The sequence below is a fragment of the Pseudomonas sp. P65(2024) genome (genome assembly GCF_057480955.1).
The window spans coordinates 49,850-65,346 of record NZ_JBLIYX010000010.1 but is presented as its reverse complement, the minus strand read 5'-3'; the positions used below and the strand labels follow the sequence as shown (position 1 = coordinate 65,346).

Below are 15,497 nucleotides of genomic sequence, written 5' to 3'. Positions count from 1 at the left end.
GGCAAGCCTTTAGACTGCACCTTCCCCCACCAAGGTCCGACTCGAGGACACCATGCACATTTCTTCCGGACGCTGGGTCCAGGGCCTTCTGTTGGCGCTGTTGACGGCGTTTCTCTGGGGCATCCTGCCGATCAAGCTCAAGCAGGTGCTGCAGGTGATGGACCCGGTAACCGTCACCTGGTACCGCCTGAGTGTTTCCGGCGGCCTGTTGTTCGCCTGGCTGGCGGCTAATCGGAGGTTGCCATCGTTCAGCCGCCTCGGAATCAAGGGTAAGGGCCTGGTGGCCGTCGCGGTGGCCGGACTGGTCGGCAACTATGTGCTGTACCTGGTCGGCCTGAACCTGCTTAGCCCCGGCACCGCGCAACTGGTGGTCCAGCTGGGGCCGGTGCTGTTGCTGGTGGCCAGCGTGTTTGTGTTCAAGGAGCGCTTCAGCCTGGGGCAGGGCCTGGGGCTGCTGGTGTTGCTGGTGGGGTTCGGGTTGTTCTTCAACCAGCGCCTGGAAGAGCTGCTCACTTCGCTTGGCACCTACACCACCGGTGTGCTGACCATCATCCTGGCGACCAGCATCTGGGTGTTCTATGCCCTGAGCCAGAAGCAGCTGCTGACGGTGTGGAATTCGCAGCAGGTGATGATGGTGATCTACCTGTGCTGCGCGCTGCTGCTCACGCCCTGGGTGCATCCGCTGGAGGCGTTGCAGCTCAGTCCGTCGCAGGGCTGGTTGCTGCTGGCCTGCTGCCTGAACACGCTGGTGGCCTATGGCGCGTTCGCCGAGGCGCTGGCGCATTGGGAGGCCTCGCGGGTCAGCGCGACCCTGGCCCTGACACCGCTGGTGACCTTTGTTGCGGTGGCGCTGGCGGCCTGGCTGTGGCCAGATTACGTGCATGCCGAGCAGATCAATGGCCTGGGCTATGTAGGGGCGGTGACGGTGGTGCTGGGGTCGGCGTTGGTGGCCTTGGGGCCGTCGCTGATCGCGGGGTGGAAGGTACGTCGGGTGCGGGTTGATTGATAATTTCATCGCGGGGCAAGCCCGCTCCCACGCTGCGTTTTGTGGCTGGCGTGGGAGCGGGCTTGCCCCGCGATGAGGCCACCGGATCAGCCCTTGCCGCCAGGCGCCAGCATGTTTTCCGGCCTTACCCACTGGTCGAACTGCTCGTTGGTCAGGTACTTCAGTTCCAGCGCCGCCTCGCGCAGGGTCTTGCCCTCGCTGTAGGCCTTCTTGGCGATTTCCGCCGCCTTGTCGTAACCGATATGCGGGTTCAACGCCGTCACCAGCATCAGGCCGCGCTCAAGGTGCGCGGCCATCTGCCCGGCGTCCGGCTCGATACCGGCCACACAGTGCTGCTGGAAGTTGCGACAGCCATCGGCCAGCAGCTCGATCGACTGCAGCAGGTTGTGGATGATCACGGGTTTGAACACGTTCAACTGCAGGTGGCCTTGGCTGGCGGCAAAGCCGATCGCCGCGTCGTTGCCAAGCACCTGGCAGGCCAGCATCGACAAGGCCTCGCACTGGGTCGGGTTGACCTTGCCGGGCATGATCGAACTACCGGGTTCGTTGGCCGGCAGGCGTACTTCGGCAAGCCCGGCGCGCGGGCCCGAACCCAGCAGGCGCAAGTCGTTGGCAATCTTCATCAACGCCACGGCCAAGGTTTTCAGCGCGCCCGCCAGGCTGGTCAGCGGCTCGTGACCGGCGAGGGCGGCGAACTTGTTTGGCGCGGTGACAAACGGCAGCCCTGACAGGGCCGCCAACTCCGCGGCGATGGCTTCGGCGAAACCGTGCGGGGCATTGAGGCCGGTGCCCACCGCGGTGCCGCCCTGGGCCAGTTCGCAGACCGCCGGCAGCGTTGCGCGGATAGCGCGCTGGGCGTAGTCGAGCTGGGCGATAAAGGCCGACACCTCCTGGCCGAAGGTGATCGGCGTGGCGTCCATCATGTGGGTGCGCCCGGTCTTGACCAGGTTCATGTGGCGCGCCGACAGCTCGGCCAGGCCCGCCGACAGTTCGGCGATCGCCGGCAGCAGCTTGTCGTGCACGGCCTGGGCGGCGGCGATGTGCATGGCGGTGGGGAAGCAGTCGTTGGAGCTTTGCGAGCGGTTGACGTGATCGTTCGGGTGCACCGGTACCTTGCCGCCACGGCCCTTGCCGGCCAGTTCGTTGGCGCGCCCGGCGATCACCTCGTTGACGTTCATGTTGCTCTGGGTGCCGCTGCCGGTCTGCCACACCACCAGTGGGAACTGGTCGTCGTGATCGCCGTCGAGCACTTCGTCGGCGGCCTGCTCGATCAGCCGGGCGATGTCGGCGGGCAGGTCGCCGTTGCGGTCATTGACCCGGGCAGCGGCTTTCTTGACCAGCGCCAGGGCGTGCAGCACCGCCAGCGGCATGCGCTCCTTGCCGATGGCGAAGTTGATCAGCGAACGCTGGGTCTGCGCACCCCAGTAGGCGTCCTCTGGAACTTCGACCGGGCCCAGGCTGTCTGTCTCGATACGGCTCATGCTGCGCTCACTCCTTTGTAGTCAGAAATCGCAGTTTAGGCCCTGATTCGTCGCAGCGGTTCAGTCGCTCGTCGTGCCACTTGAGCACTTCGCCACCACGGCGCAGAATGCTCTACTCTGAGGTACCCGCCTCCCTTTCTTGAAGGAAATGCAATGACCCGTCTTCGTGTCCTCTGTGCTGCCGTTGCCCTGGCCTGCGCCAGCGGCCAGGTACTCGCCGCCACCGCGAGCCACAATGCCGCTGCCGAGAAATTCCTGACCCTGGCCAATGCCGACAAGCTGGGCACCCCGGTGTACATGCAGGTCCAGCAGATGTTCGCCCAGCGTTTCGAACAGACCAAGGCGCCGGCTGCCAAGAAAACGGTGCTCGACAGCTACCAGGCCAAGGCCAACGCCGCCCTGGACAACGCCATCGGCTGGAAGAAGCTCAAGCCGAAGATGGTCGACCTGTACACCGCGACCTTCACCGAGGCCGAGCTGAACGACCTGGTCAAGTTCTACGAGTCGCCGCTGGGCAAGAAAGTCCTGCGCGAGATGCCCAAGGTCACCCAACAGTCGGCCCAGTTGACCCAGCAGAGCCTGGAGCCGGCGGTGCCGGTGGTCAACAAGCTGCTCGACGACATGACCAAGGAACTCGACCCGAGCGCTGGCAAGGCAGCCGCTCCGGCTAAGAAGTGAGCCTGACGCGATGAACATGCAGCAACGCATCGAGCAGCAGCTGGCGCCGCTGGGCACAGACCACCTCGAAGTGCGCAACGAAAGCCACATGCACAGCCGTGGCCAGGAAACGCACTATAAGGCGGTGCTGGTCAGCGATCAGTTCGCCGGGCTGAACAGCGTCAAGCGCCACCAGAAGGTCTACGCCACCATGGGTGATCTGATGGGCGAGATCCACGCCCTGGCGATCCACACCTATACGCCCGAGGAGTGGGCGGCGGTCGGCGTGGCGCCTGCCTCGCCGGTGTGCGCCGGCGGTGGGCACTGAATCCTTTCCGTCGTTCTGGTACAATCTCGCAAAATCCGGGGGCCGCTTTGCGGCCCTTTCGCGATACAAGGCCGCTCACACAGGAATACGCATCCCCCTGTGGAAGCGGCCTTGTGTCGCGAAAGGGGCGTAAGGCGCCCCTATGCTTTTTCATGCCAAACCCGGTCCGCCCCTTACGAGGGCAACCACCAGGAGTTTCAGATTCATGACCCAACCGATCGTCGTGGCGGCGCTGTACAAGTTCGTCACCCTGGAAGACTACGTCGAACTGCGTGAGCCGCTGCTCAAGGCCATGGTCGACAACGGCGTCAAAGGCACCCTGCTGCTGGCCAACGAAGGCATCAACGGCACCGTCTCGGCCACCCGTGAAGGCATCGACGCGCTGCTGGCCTGGCTGCGCAGCGACCCACGCCTGGTGGATGTCGACCATAAAGAGTCGTACTGCGACGAGCAGCCGTTCTATCGCACCAAGGTCAAGCTCAAGAAAGAGATCGTCACCCTCGGCGTGCCGGGCGTGGACCCGAACAAGGCGGTCGGCACCTACGTCGATCCGAAAGACTGGAACGCGCTGATCAGCGACCCTGAAGTGCTGCTGATCGACACCCGCAACGACTACGAAGTGGCCATCGGCACCTTCAAGGGCGCGATCGACCCGAAGACCGAGACCTTCCGCGAGTTCCCCGACTACATCAAGGCCAACTTCGACCCGAGCAAGCACAAGAAGGTCGCCATGTTCTGCACCGGTGGCATCCGTTGCGAAAAGGCCTCCAGCTACATGCTCGGTGAGGGCTTCGAAGCCGTCTATCATCTTAAGGGCGGCATCCTGAAATACTTCGAGGAAGTAGCCCAGGAAGAAAGCCTCTGGGACGGCGACTGTTTCGTCTTCGACAACCGGGTCACCGTGCGTCACGACCTGAGCGAGGGCGAGTACGACCAGTGCCATGCCTGCCGCCATCCGATCGACGTGAAGGACCGGGAGTCGGAGCACTATTCGCCAGGCGTGAGCTGCCCGCATTGCTGGGACAGCCTGAGCGAGAAGACCCGGCGCAGCGCCATCGACCGCCAGAAGCAGATTGAACTGGCCAAGGCGCGCAACCAGCCACACCCGATCGGCTTCAACTACAAAGCCGAGGCCTGATGCATGTCCGCACGCCTGCTCTATGTGATGGACCCGATGTGCTCCTGGTGCTGGGGTTTTGCCCCGGTGGCCGAGGCGCTGATCGCCCAGGCGCGTGAGGCGGGCGTCGTCACCCGCCTGATGCCCGGTGGCCTGCGCAGCGGCGGCAGCGCCCTGGATGCCTCGACCCGCAAGTACATCCTCGAGCACTGGCAGGCGGTGCATGACGCCACCGGGCAGCCGTTTCGTTTCGATGGCGCGATGCCTGACGGTTTCGTCTACGACACCGAGCCTGCGTGCCGCGCGCTGGTCGCGGCGCGCGAGCTGGACGATGAGCGGGCCTGGGCGCTGCTCAAGCTGATCCAGCGGTCGTTCTACGAGCAGGGGCTGGATGTCACCCGCGCCCCGCAACTGGTGGAGCTGGCCGAACAGGCCGGTTTCGACCGCGAGGCGTTCTCGCAGCGCTTCACCAGCGCCGATACCCGTGCCGCCACCAGTGCCGACTTCGGCTGGGTGCAGGACCTGGGCATCGCCGGCTTTCCGACGCTGCTGGCCGAGCGCAATGGCCAGCTGGCCCTGCTGACCAACGGCTACCAGTCGCTGGACAGCCTGCAGCCGCTGCTCGGCCGCTGGCTGCAGCAGGCCGCCTGTGCTTGACCTGCCAGGGTCGCCAGACCCTGTGCCAGGGAAGTCTCCCGCTGTGCCCGATCACCTGAGCTGGGCGGAGATCCGCCGCCTGGCCCTGCACCACAAGCGAGCCCTGTGGACCGCCAACCTGGTGGCCGTGCTCGCTGCCCTGTGCAGCGTGCCCATCCCCTTGCTGCTGCCGTTGCTGGTGGATGAAGTGCTGCTGGGGCATGGCGACGCCGCACTGAAGTGGATGAACAACTTCCTGCCCGCAGGCTGGCAGGTGGCCGCGGGCTATATCGGCCTGATGCTGTGCGCCACCTTGGGCCTGCGCCTGGCGGCGCTGGCGTTCAACGTGGTCCAGGCCAAACTGTTCGCTGGCCTGGCCAAGGACATCGTCTACCGCCTGCGCATCCGCCTGATCGAGCGGCTCAAGCGTATTTCGCTCAAGGAATACGAAAGCCTGGGCAGCGGTACGGTCACCACCCATCTGGTCACCGACCTGGACACCCTCGACAAGTTCGTCGGCGAAACCCTCAGCCGCTTCCTGGTGGCCGTGCTCACCCTGACCGGCACCGCCGCCATCCTGATCTGGATGCACTGGCAGCTGGCGCTGTTGATCCTTTTGTTCAACCCGCTGGTGATTTACTTCACCGTGCAGTTGGGCAAGCGCGTCAAGCACTTGAAGAAGCTCGAGAACGACAGCACCGCACGCTTCACCCAGGCGCTGACCGAGACCCTCGATGCGATCCAGGAGATCCGCGCCGGCAACCGTCAGGGGTATTTCCTCGGTCGCCTGGGCCTGCGCGCCCGCGAGGTGCGCGACTATGCCGTGGCCTCGCAGTGGAAGAGCGATGCCAGTGGCCGGGCCAGCGGCCTGTTGTTCCAGTTCGGCATCGACATCTTCCGCGCCGCAGCGATGCTCACCGTGCTGTTCTCCGACCTGTCGATCGGTCAGATGCTGGCGGTGTTCAGCTACCTGTGGTTCATGATCGGCCCGGTGGAGCAGTTGCTGAACCTGCAATATGCCTACTACGCCGCTGGGGGCGCGCTCAGTCGCCTCAATGAGCTGCTGGCGCGGGCCGATGAGCCGCAGTACCCGGCGGCCAGCGACCCGTTCGCCGGGCGCGAGACGGTCGGCATCGAGGTGCGCGACCTGCGCTTCGCCTACGCCGACGAGCCGGTGCTGGACCAGCTGAACCTGTCCATCGCCCCGGGTGAGAAGGTCGCTATCGTTGGCGCCAGCGGCGGCGGCAAGAGCACCCTGGTGCAGCTGCTGCTGGGGCTGTACAGCGCCCAGGCCGGGACCATCCGTTTCGGCGGCGCCAGCCTGCAGGAGATCGGCCTGGAGACCCTGCGCGAGCACGTCGCGGTGGTGCTGCAGCACCCGTCGCTGTTCAACGACAGTGTGCGCGCCAACCTGACCATGGGCCGCGATTGCAGTGACGATGCCTGCTGGCAGGCGCTGCGCATCGCCCAGCTGGACGCCACCATCGCCGCGCTGCCCCAGGGCCTGGACAGCATCGTCGGGCGTTCCGGCGTGCGCCTGTCCGGCGGCCAGCGCCAGCGTCTGGCGATCGCTCGCATGGTGCTGGCCGAGCCCAAGGTGGTCATTCTCGACGAAGCCACCTCGGCGCTGGACGCCGCCACCGAGTACAACCTGCACCAGGCCCTGGCGCGGTTCCTCAGCGGTCGCACCACGCTGATCATCGCCCACCGCCTGTCGGCGGTGAAGCAGGCCGACCGCGTGTTGGTGTTCGACGGCGGCCATGTCGCCGAGGACGGCGGCCATCAGCAACTGATCGCCGAGGGCGGCCTGTACGCCAAGCTCTACGGCCATCTGCAGCAGACCTGAAAACAGCCTCAAGGTTCGAGCTGCAAGCGGCAAGTCGCAGTCAGCACACTTTTTCTTGCTGCTTGGCGCTGGTAGCTTGTCGCTCCTTCATGGCAAATGGCCTACGCTGTGCTTGTCTAGGTCGATTCGTGCCTTATCTGCCGCCATGACAGGGACTACATGAAGGTAAATCGGACTCTCGAAGCGCCAAGGCTGCTGGGTATCATCTGGCCTTTCGTCGCCGTTGTGGTTTTCCAGGTACTGCTGGGCAGTCTGAGCCTTTATGCATTGTCCGCCGTGCGCGCCTACGTGGCAGGCGAGAGTTTGTGGTCCAAGGCGCAGAAGGACGCCATCTATTACCTCAACCTCTACGCCGACGACCGCGATCCGTTGACCTATGCTCGCTACCGCCGGGCCATCCTGGTGCCCCAGGGCGACCATAACCTGCGCCTGGCCCTGGATCGACCCGAGCCGGACCTGGAGGCGGCGCGCCAGGGCGTGCTACAGGGCGGCAACCACCCTGAGGACGTTGCCCGGATCATCTGGTTCTACCGCAACTTCCGTCATATCAGCTATATGGAAACCGCCATCGATTACTGGAACATCGGTGACGACTACCTGCGCCAGCTCGACGTGCTGGCCCAGCAGATGCGTCAAGGTTTCGCCAGCGGTGTTATCGATCCCCACCAGGTGGCCAACTGGAAGGCGCGCATCGTCGCCATCAATGACGGTGTCACCCCCGCCGCCAAGGCGTTCAGCGATGCCTTGGGTGAAGGCTCGCGGATGTTGCTCAAGGTGCTGATGCTCACCAACCTGGCCACCGCGCTGTTCCTGATCGCCATGGCCTGGCGACGTTCGAGCAAGCTGCTGGCCCAGCGCCAGGCGTTCGCCAGTGCACTGCAGGAGGAGAAGGAGCGGGCGCAGATCACCCTGGAATCGATCGGCGATGCGGTGATCACCGCCGATGTCGACGGTTGCATCAGCTATATGAACCCGGCCGCGGAGCAGTTGACCCACTGGCAGGCGGTGCAGGCCCAGGGGCTGCCGCTGACGGCGTTGTTCAGCCTGCTTGACGAGAACGCCGAGGGTGACAGCCTGACGCTGGTCGAGCAGGTGCTCAGCGGCAGCCTCAAGGGCGGCGCCGAGCACGCCCGGCTGATCCAGCGCCTGGACGGCAGCACGGTGTCGGTTAACCTGGTGGGCTCGCCCATCCTCACCGAAGGGCAGGTCAGTGGCGTCGTGGTGGTGTTACACGACATGACCCAGGAGCGCCAGTACATTGCCAATTTGTCCTGGCAGGCCACCCATGACGCCCTGACCGGGTTGGCCAACCGCCGGGAGTTCGAGTATCGCCTGGAGCAGGCGCTCAACGGCCTGGCGCGCCAGGCCGGGCGCCATTCGCTGATGTTCCTCGACCTCGACCAGTTCAAGCTGGTCAACGATACCTGCGGCCATGCCGCTGGTGACGAATTGCTGCGGCATATCTGCGCGGTGCTGCAGTCGGGCCTGCGCGAGGGTGATACCCTCGCGCGCCTGGGTGGCGACGAGTTTGGCGTGCTCCTGGAGAATTGCCCGCCGGAGCAGGCCGAGCGCATTGCCGAACAGTTGCGCCAGTCCGTGCAGAGCCTGCATTTCGTATGGAAGGGGCGCCCCTTCGTAACCACGGTCAGCCTCGGCCTGGTGCACATCGCCCAGGTGCCCAGTACCCTGGAAGCTTCGTTGCGCGCGGCGGACATGGCCTGCTACATGGCCAAGGAGAAAGGACGCAATCGGGTCCAGGTCTATCATGCCGATGACAGTGAGCTGTCCATGCGCTTTGGCGAAATGGCCTGGATCCAGCGATTGCACGTGGCGCTGGAGGAGAACCGTTTCTGCCTCTACGCCCAGGAGATCGCGCCCTTGCATCCCCATGAGGGCCCTGGGCATATCGAGATCCTCCTGCGCCTGCACGACGAAAGCGGGCGCACCATCCTGCCCGACAGTTTCATCCCCGCAGCGGAGCGCTATGGGCTGATGACCGCGCTCGACCGTTGGGTGGTGCGCAGTGTGTTCCAGGTGATCCGCCAGTGCGTGGACGAAGGCCGGGAGGGCCCCCTGGCGATGTGCGCCATCAATTTATCCGGCTCAAGTATCGGCGATGACAAGTTCCTCGAGTACTTGCAACGCCTGTTTGGCGAGTTCGACATCCCGCCTCGACTGATCTGTTTTGAAATTACCGAAACCAGCGCCATCGCCAATCTGGGCAGTGCGATCCGATTCATCAATGAATTGAAAGGACTGGGCTGCAAATTCTCGCTCGACGACTTCTGCGCCGGAATGTCGTCATTCGCCTATTTGAAGCATTTGCCTGTAGACTTCCTGAAGATCGACGGAAGTTTCGTCAAGGACATGCTCGATGACCCGATCAACCGGGCGATGGTCGAAGTGATCAATCACATCGGTCACGTCATGGGCAAGCGGACCATCGCCGAGTTTGTCGAGACACCGCTGATCGAGCAGGCTTTGCAGGAGATCGGCGTTGACTACGCCCAGGGATACCTTATCGAACGCCCGCAGGTCTTCACCTGCGACAGCCTGCAGCGCCAACGGATTGCCGCGAGGCCCCTTCTGCACCGGGCGCCGGGGACCTTTCGCTGAACAACGCCCGGAAATCACAGGGAATCAAGGAGCTGACAGTGATCGACGCGTTCGTAAGGATCGGACCATTGATGGATCCGGCCAGTTATCCGCAGTGGGCTCAACAACTGATAGAGGATTGCCGCGAAAGCAAGCGCCGGGTGGTGGAGCATGAGTTCTACCAGCGATTGCGCGATGGCCAGCTCAAGCAGTCGACCATCCGCCAGTACTTGATCGGTGGCTGGCCGGTGGTCGAGCAGTTTTCCCTCTACATGGCCCACAACCTCACCAAGACCCGCTACGCCCGGCACCCTGGCGAAGACATGGCGCGCCGCTGGCTGATGCGCAACATCCGGGTCGAGCTCAACCATGCCGACTACTGGGTGAACTGGTGCCAGGCACACGGTATCCATCTGCATGAATTGCAGTCCCAGGAAGTGCCGCCGGAGCTCAACGGCCTCAATGACTGGTGCTGGCGGGTGTGCGCCACCGAGTCGTTGGCTATCGCCATGGCGGCCACCAACTACGCCATCGAAGGTGCCACCGGCGAGTGGTCGGCGGTGGTGTGCGCCGAGGACACCTATGCCCAAGGGTTCCCCGAGGACACCCGCAAGCGCGCGATGAAGTGGCTGAAGATGCATGCGCAGTACGATGATGCGCACCCTTGGGAAGCGCTTGAGATCATCTGCACCCTGGCCGGCGAGAACCCCACGCTGGGGTTGCGCACCGAACTGCGTCGGGCGATCTGCAAGAGCTATGACTGCATGTTCCTGTTTTTGGAGCGTTGCATGCAGCTCGAGGGGCGTCAGCAGGGGCGTCTGCGCCCGGCATTGGCGGCGGGCTGAAACAGTTCGCCGGCAACCCGGCTCCTACAGTCGATTCCGTAGGAGCTGGCTTGCCGGCGAAGCGGGCCTTACTGCGCGTTCAGCGCTTGTCCGTTCACATCCTTGCTGTCCGGCCCCATCAGGTACAGGTACACCGGCATGATGTCCTCGGGCAGCGGGTTGTTCTGCGGGTTCTCGCTTGGGTAGGCCTGGGCGCGCATCGCCGTGCGCGTGGCGCCCGGATTGATGCTGTTCGAGCGTACCGGCGCCACGCCTTCCAGCTCGTCGGCCAAGGTCTGCATCAGTCCCTCGGTGGCGAACTTCGACACCCCGTAGGCACCCCAGTAGGCCCGGCCCTTGCGCCCGACGCTGCTGGAGGTGAACACCACCGAGGCGTCCTCGGACAGTTTCAGCAGCGGCAGCAGGGTGCTGGTGAGCATGAAGGTGGCGTTGACGTTAATGTGCATCACGCGCATGAAGTTATCGCCCGAGAGCTGCTCCAGCGGCGTGCGCGGGCCGATGATCGAGGCGTTGTTGAGCAGGCCGTCGAGGCGACCGAACTGCTCCTCGATCATCGCCGCCAGTTCGTCGTACTGGTGCGCCAGGGCGGTTTCCAGGTTGAACGGGATCACCACCGGCTGCGGATGGCCAGCGGCCTCGATCTGGTCGTAGACCTCGTTGAGGTTGGACTCGGTCTTGCCCAGCAGCAACACGGTGGCGCCCAGGGCGGCGTAGGCCTTGGCGGCGGCGGCGCCGATGCCGCGACCGGCGCCGGTGACCAGGATGATCCGGTCCTTGAGCAGGTCGGGGCGGGCGGTGTAGTCGAACATCGGTCTGTCCTTAAATCGGTTGCGATCAATGGGGGCTGCGCGAAGGTTCAGCAGCCGCACAGCGCGCTGTCGATCACCTTGCGCAGTTCCAGCGGGTGGTCCACCACCACGTCAGCGCCCCAGTTGTTGGGGTTGTCCTCTGGATGAATATAGCCATAGCGCACCGCTGCGGTGCGGGTGCCGGCGTCGCGGCCAGACTCGATGTCACGCAGGTCATCGCCGACGAACAGCACGCTGGCCGGGTCCAGGTCCAGGGTCTTGCACGCCAGGATCAACGGTTCGGGGTCGGGCTTGCTGTTCTTCACGTGGTCTGGGCAGATCAGTAGGGCCGAGCGCTCTGCCAGGCCCAGGCGCTGCATGATCGGTTCGGCGAAGCGCACCGGCTTGTTGGTGACCACGCCCCACAGCAGGTTGCCTTTCTCGATGTCGGCCAGCAGCTCCGGCATGCCGTCGAACAGCTTGCTGTGCACCGCGCAGTCGCGCTGGTAGCGCTCGAGGAATTCCAGGCGCAGGGCCTCGAAGCCGTCCGCCTCGGGGTCCATGGCGAAGGTTGCGGCGACCATGGCGCGGGCGCCGCCGGAGATCACCTCGCGGATGCGTTCGTCGTCGATGGCCGGCATGCCGCGGTCGGCGAGCATCGCCTGGCAGATGGCGATGAAGTCCGGCGCCGTGTCCAGTAGGGTGCCGTCCATGTCGAAGAGTACTGCTCGCAGGCGCATGCTCATTCCTCGCGCAGGGTCTGGATCATGTAGTTGACGTCGACGTCGTTGCTGAGCTTGTAGTGCTTGGTCAGCGGGTTGTAGGTCAGGCCGATGATGTCCTTGACCTCGAGGCCCGCGGCGCGGCTCCAGGCGCCCAGCTCGGAGGGGCGGATGAATTTCTTGAAGTCATGGGTGCCGCGCGGCAGCATCTTGAGGATGTACTCGGCGCCGATGATTGCCAGCAGGTAGGCCTTGGGGTTGCGGTTGATGGTCGAGAAGAACACCTGGCCGCCCGGCTTGACCATGCGGTAGCAGGCACGGATCACCGATGAGGGGTCGGGCACGTGCTCGAGCATCTCCAGGCAGGTGACCACGTCGAACTGCTCGGGCATCTCTTCGGCCAGGGCCTCGGCGGTGATCTGCCGGTACTCCACCGCCACGCCGGACTCCAGCTGATGCAGTTGGGCCACCGCCAGTGGCGCCTCGCCCATGTCGATGCCGGTCACGGTGGCGCCGCGCTGGGCCATCGCCTCGCTGAGGATGCCGCCGCCGCAGCCGACGTCCAGCACCTTCTTGCCGGCAAGGGCGACGCGCTCGTCGATCCAGTTGACCCGCAGTGGGTTGATGTCGTGCAGTGGCTTGAATTCGCTCTCGCGGTCCCACCAGCGGTGAGCCAGGGCTTCGAACTTGGCGATTTCGGCGTGGTCGACGTTGCTCATCTGAACAGTCCTCTGAAGCTTCTATGAAAGTGTCACGGGGCGCCAGCCGTGGCTGGCGCCCGGTTATTCGTTGCGCCCGCCGATGCGGGCTCCCCAGGCGCGGGCATTGGCGGCCAGGGTCCGCTCGTCCATCCGCATCAGGCGGCGGTCCAGCACCAGGGCGTGGCCGGCGACCCAGACGTCCTTCACGCAATCGCGGCCGGTGGCGTAGATCAATTGCGAGACCGGGTCGTGCACCGGCTGCTGCGCCAGCCCCGACAGGTCGAAGGCGACCAGGTCGGCGGCCTTGCCTACCTCGAGCGAGCCGGTCGTCGCCTCCAGGCCCAGCGCCCGGGCGCCGTTGAGCGTGGCCATGCGCAGCGCCCGGTGGGCGTCCAGGGCGGTGGCCGAGCCGGCGACGGCCTTGGCCAGCAGCGCGGCGGTACGGGTTTCGCCGAGCAGGTCGAGGTCATTGTTGCTGGCGGCGCCGTCGGTGCCCACCGCCACGTTCACTCCGGCCTGCCACAGGCGCTCCACCGGGCAGAAGCCGCTGGCCAGCTTGAGGTTGGACTCGGGGCAGTGGACCACGCTGGTGTTGCTTTCTACCAGCAGGGCCAGATCCTCGTCGCTGACCTGGGTCATGTGCACCGCCTGCAGGTTCGGCCCCAGCAGGCCCAGGCGGGCGAGGCGGGCCAGTGGGCGCTCGCCGCTGTCCTTGAGCGCCTGCTCGACTTCGCCGGCGGTCTCGTGGATATGCATGTGCAGCGGTGCGTCGAGCTGGTCGGCGATTACCCGGATCTTCTCAAGGTTCGCATCGCTGACCGTGTACGGCGCGTGCGGGCCAAGGGCGACGGTAATGCGCGGGTGGTGGCGCAGGTCGCCGAACAGCTCGATGGCCAGGTGCAGGCCCTCGTCCGGGGTGCGCGCGCCGGGGATCGGGAAGTCCAGCAGCGGCACGGCGATCTGCGCGCGGATACCGCTCTGGTGCACGCGGTCGCAGGCTTCGCGGGGGAAGAAGTACATGTCGGCAAAGCAGGTGATGCCGCCCTTGAGCTGCTCGGCGATGGCAAGGTCGGTGCCGTCACGCACGAAGGTTTCGTCCACCCAGCGGCCCTCGGCCGGCCAGATATGCTCCTGCAGCCAGGTCATCAGCGGCAGGTCATCGGCCAGGCCACGGAACAGGGCCATGGCGGCGTGACCATGGGCGTTGACCAGCCCGGGCGTCAGCACGCAGTCGGGCAGTTCGCGCACTTCCCGGGCCCGGGGTGCCCGTTCGCGGGGGCCGAGCCAGGCGATCTGGCCGTCCAGCACACCCAGTGCATGGCCTTCGAGCACCACGCCGGCCGGCTCCACGGGGACCAGCCAGTCCGGCACAAGCAGCAGGTCGAGGAGAGGGATGGCGGTGGGCATGCGCGGCATATACCTGGGTTGGTTCGGCTAAACGCGCAGTATACCCGAGCGTCCGCGGCTGAGGGTCGCTATAATCGCCGGCTTTTGATGTCAGGGCGACGGGGAGAGGCGATGCGCGAGCAACTGATGGCGGCGGAGACGGTGACGGGCATCGAATGGCGCGACGGCGTGTTGCACCTGCTCGACCAGCGCCTGCTGCCGCTGGAGCAGTGCTGGCTGGCCTGCACGCAGGCGTACGAGGTGGCCGAGGCAATCAGCGACATGGCTGTACGCGGCGCCCCGGCGATCGGAATCTGCGCCGCCTATGGCCTGGTGCTGGCTTTGCGCCAGCGATTGGCCGAGGGTGACGGCTGGGAGGAGTCCCTCGAGGAGGACTTCATGCTGCTGGGCGAGGCGCGCCCGACCCCGGCCAACCTGTTCTGGGCGCTCAACCGCATGCGTGAACGCCTGCAGCGCCTGCGTTCAGGGGAGGATGTGCTGGCGGTGATGGAGGCCGAGGCGGTGGCCATCCATGAAAGCGATCGCGAGGCCAACCTGACCATGGCCCAGTTCGGCGTCGAGCAGATTCGTCGCCACCAGGGCAGCGAACAGGCTCTGCTCACCCATGGCAACGCCGGGGCCTTGGCCACCGGCGGCTTCGGCACCGCCTTGGGGGTGATCCGCGCTGCCACCCTGGAAGGCATGGTTGAGCAGGTCTATGCCTGCGAGTCGCGGCCCTGGTTGCAGGGCTCGCGCCTGACCGCCTGGGAGCTGGCCGCCGATGGCGTGCCGGTGACCGTGGTCGCCGACGCGGCCATGGGACACCTGATGAAGACCAAGGGCATCACCTGGGTGGTGGTTGGTGCCGACTGTATCGCCGCCAATGGCGACGTGGCGGCGAAGATCGGCACCTACCAGATGGCGGTGACCGCCATGCACCACGGCCTGCGCTTCATGGTGGTGGCGCCGAGCACCAGCGTCGACCTGAACCTGGCCACCGGCGAGGACATTCCGCTGGAGACTCGTGGCGAAGAAGAGTTGCTGGAAGTCGCGGGCATCCAGGTGACGGCCGATGTCGAGGCCTACAACCCGGTGGTGGATGTCACCCCGGCGGACCTGATCGACGTGATCGTCACCGAGAGGGGTGTGGTCGAGCGTCCGGATACGGCGAAAATCGCCCAGTTGATGTGCCGCAAACGCCTGCATTGAGGTGTTTTTTCACCCGTTTGGATGGCGCTTCAAGGCAACCTGCCATATCTCCCATGCGTCCCGTGTTTGTGATACCATCCGGCAGTTTCCAAGGCCGCTCTTTGCGGCGGCCTTCATTGCGCAGATCCATGTCACAACTCATTGATTTGTCGTAAGTCGTCGCACCCCATATGCGCTGCG

The 15,497-nt window shown here is 65.1% G+C and carries 14 protein-coding genes; 9 read left to right on the top strand and 5 right to left on the bottom strand.

Annotated elements, in window-relative coordinates; translation table 11 throughout:
• The first annotated feature begins 52 nt into the window (after positions 1 to 52).
• A complete protein-coding gene (locus AC25MA_RS15195) occupies positions 53 to 1,006 on the top strand; it encodes a DMT family transporter (protein ID WP_028690841.1) in 954 nt (317 codons plus the stop codon).
• 86 nt (positions 1,007 to 1,092) lie between these two features.
• Here AC25MA_RS15195 and AC25MA_RS15190 read toward each other — a convergent pair whose 3' ends face one another.
• Positions 1,093 to 2,487, bottom strand: coding sequence for a class II fumarate hydratase (locus AC25MA_RS15190; RefSeq protein WP_062361501.1), 1,395 nt, complete (start codon positions 2,485 to 2,487; stop codon positions 1,093 to 1,095).
• Positions 2,488 to 2,640: 153 nt separating this feature from the next.
• On the opposite strand from AC25MA_RS15190, the gene AC25MA_RS15185 reads away from it, so the two are divergent.
• The 7 genes from AC25MA_RS15185 (at position 2,641) to AC25MA_RS15155 (ending at position 10,511) form a co-directional block, all read left to right on the top strand.
• Positions 2,641 to 3,165 carry a DUF2059 domain-containing protein gene (locus AC25MA_RS15185; RefSeq protein ID WP_028690839.1) on the top strand — a complete coding sequence of 175 codons (525 nt, stop codon included), beginning with the start codon at positions 2,641 to 2,643 and terminating at the stop codon, positions 3,163 to 3,165.
• 10 nt (positions 3,166 to 3,175) lie between these two features.
• Complete coding sequence (locus AC25MA_RS15180; protein ID WP_486972186.1) at positions 3,176 to 3,472, top strand: BolA family protein; 297 nt, start codon at positions 3,176 to 3,178, stop codon at positions 3,470 to 3,472.
• A gap of 205 nt (positions 3,473 to 3,677) precedes the next feature.
• Positions 3,678 to 4,610, top strand: a complete 933-nt coding sequence (trhO, locus tag AC25MA_RS15175) for an oxygen-dependent tRNA uridine(34) hydroxylase TrhO (RefSeq protein ID WP_232854007.1) — start codon at positions 3,678 to 3,680, stop codon at positions 4,608 to 4,610.
• Positions 4,611 to 4,613: 3 nt separating this feature from the next.
• A complete protein-coding gene (locus tag AC25MA_RS15170; RefSeq protein WP_486972185.1) occupies positions 4,614 to 5,246 on the top strand; it encodes a DsbA family protein in 633 nt (210 codons plus the stop codon).
• Positions 5,239 to 7,071, top strand: coding sequence for an ABC transporter ATP-binding protein (locus AC25MA_RS15165; RefSeq protein ID WP_372454742.1), 1,833 nt, complete (start codon positions 5,239 to 5,241; stop codon positions 7,069 to 7,071). Before AC25MA_RS15170 ends, AC25MA_RS15165 begins: the two co-directional genes overlap by 8 nt.
• 159 nt (positions 7,072 to 7,230) lie before the next feature.
• Positions 7,231 to 9,687, top strand: coding sequence for an EAL domain-containing protein (locus AC25MA_RS15160; protein ID WP_028690834.1), 2,457 nt, complete (start codon positions 7,231 to 7,233; stop codon positions 9,685 to 9,687).
• 38 nt (positions 9,688 to 9,725) lie between these two features.
• Positions 9,726 to 10,511 (top strand): iron-containing redox enzyme family protein, encoded by a 786-nt coding sequence (locus AC25MA_RS15155; protein WP_028690833.1) that lies wholly within the window; start codon positions 9,726 to 9,728, stop codon positions 10,509 to 10,511.
• A 68-nt stretch (positions 10,512 to 10,579) separates the two neighbouring features.
• Here the strand turns inward: AC25MA_RS15155 and AC25MA_RS15150 are convergent, their stop codons facing one another.
• The 4 genes from AC25MA_RS15150 to AC25MA_RS15135 form a co-directional block, all read right to left on the bottom strand.
• Positions 10,580 to 11,320 (bottom strand): YciK family oxidoreductase, encoded by a 741-nt coding sequence (locus tag AC25MA_RS15150; RefSeq protein WP_028690832.1) that lies wholly within the window; start codon positions 11,318 to 11,320, stop codon positions 10,580 to 10,582.
• A 47-nt stretch (positions 11,321 to 11,367) separates the two neighbouring features.
• Positions 11,368 to 12,039, bottom strand: coding sequence for an N-acetylmuramic acid 6-phosphate phosphatase MupP (gene mupP / locus AC25MA_RS15145; RefSeq protein ID WP_028690831.1), 672 nt, complete (start codon positions 12,037 to 12,039; stop codon positions 11,368 to 11,370).
• A gap of 2 nt (positions 12,040 to 12,041) precedes the next feature.
• Positions 12,042 to 12,740 carry a bifunctional 2-polyprenyl-6-hydroxyphenol methylase/3-demethylubiquinol 3-O-methyltransferase UbiG gene (ubiG, locus tag AC25MA_RS15140; protein WP_028690830.1) on the bottom strand — a complete coding sequence of 233 codons (699 nt, stop codon included), beginning with the start codon at positions 12,738 to 12,740 and terminating at the stop codon, positions 12,042 to 12,044.
• 63 nt (positions 12,741 to 12,803) lie between these two features.
• Positions 12,804 to 14,129 (bottom strand): TRZ/ATZ family hydrolase, encoded by a 1,326-nt coding sequence (locus AC25MA_RS15135; protein WP_486972184.1) that lies wholly within the window; start codon positions 14,127 to 14,129, stop codon positions 12,804 to 12,806.
• A gap of 111 nt (positions 14,130 to 14,240) precedes the next feature.
• Between AC25MA_RS15135 and mtnA the strand changes: the two genes are divergently transcribed.
• Positions 14,241 to 15,317, top strand: coding sequence for an S-methyl-5-thioribose-1-phosphate isomerase (mtnA, locus tag AC25MA_RS15130; RefSeq protein WP_028690828.1), 1,077 nt, complete (start codon positions 14,241 to 14,243; stop codon positions 15,315 to 15,317).
• Positions 15,318 to 15,497: the final 180 nt, after the last annotated feature.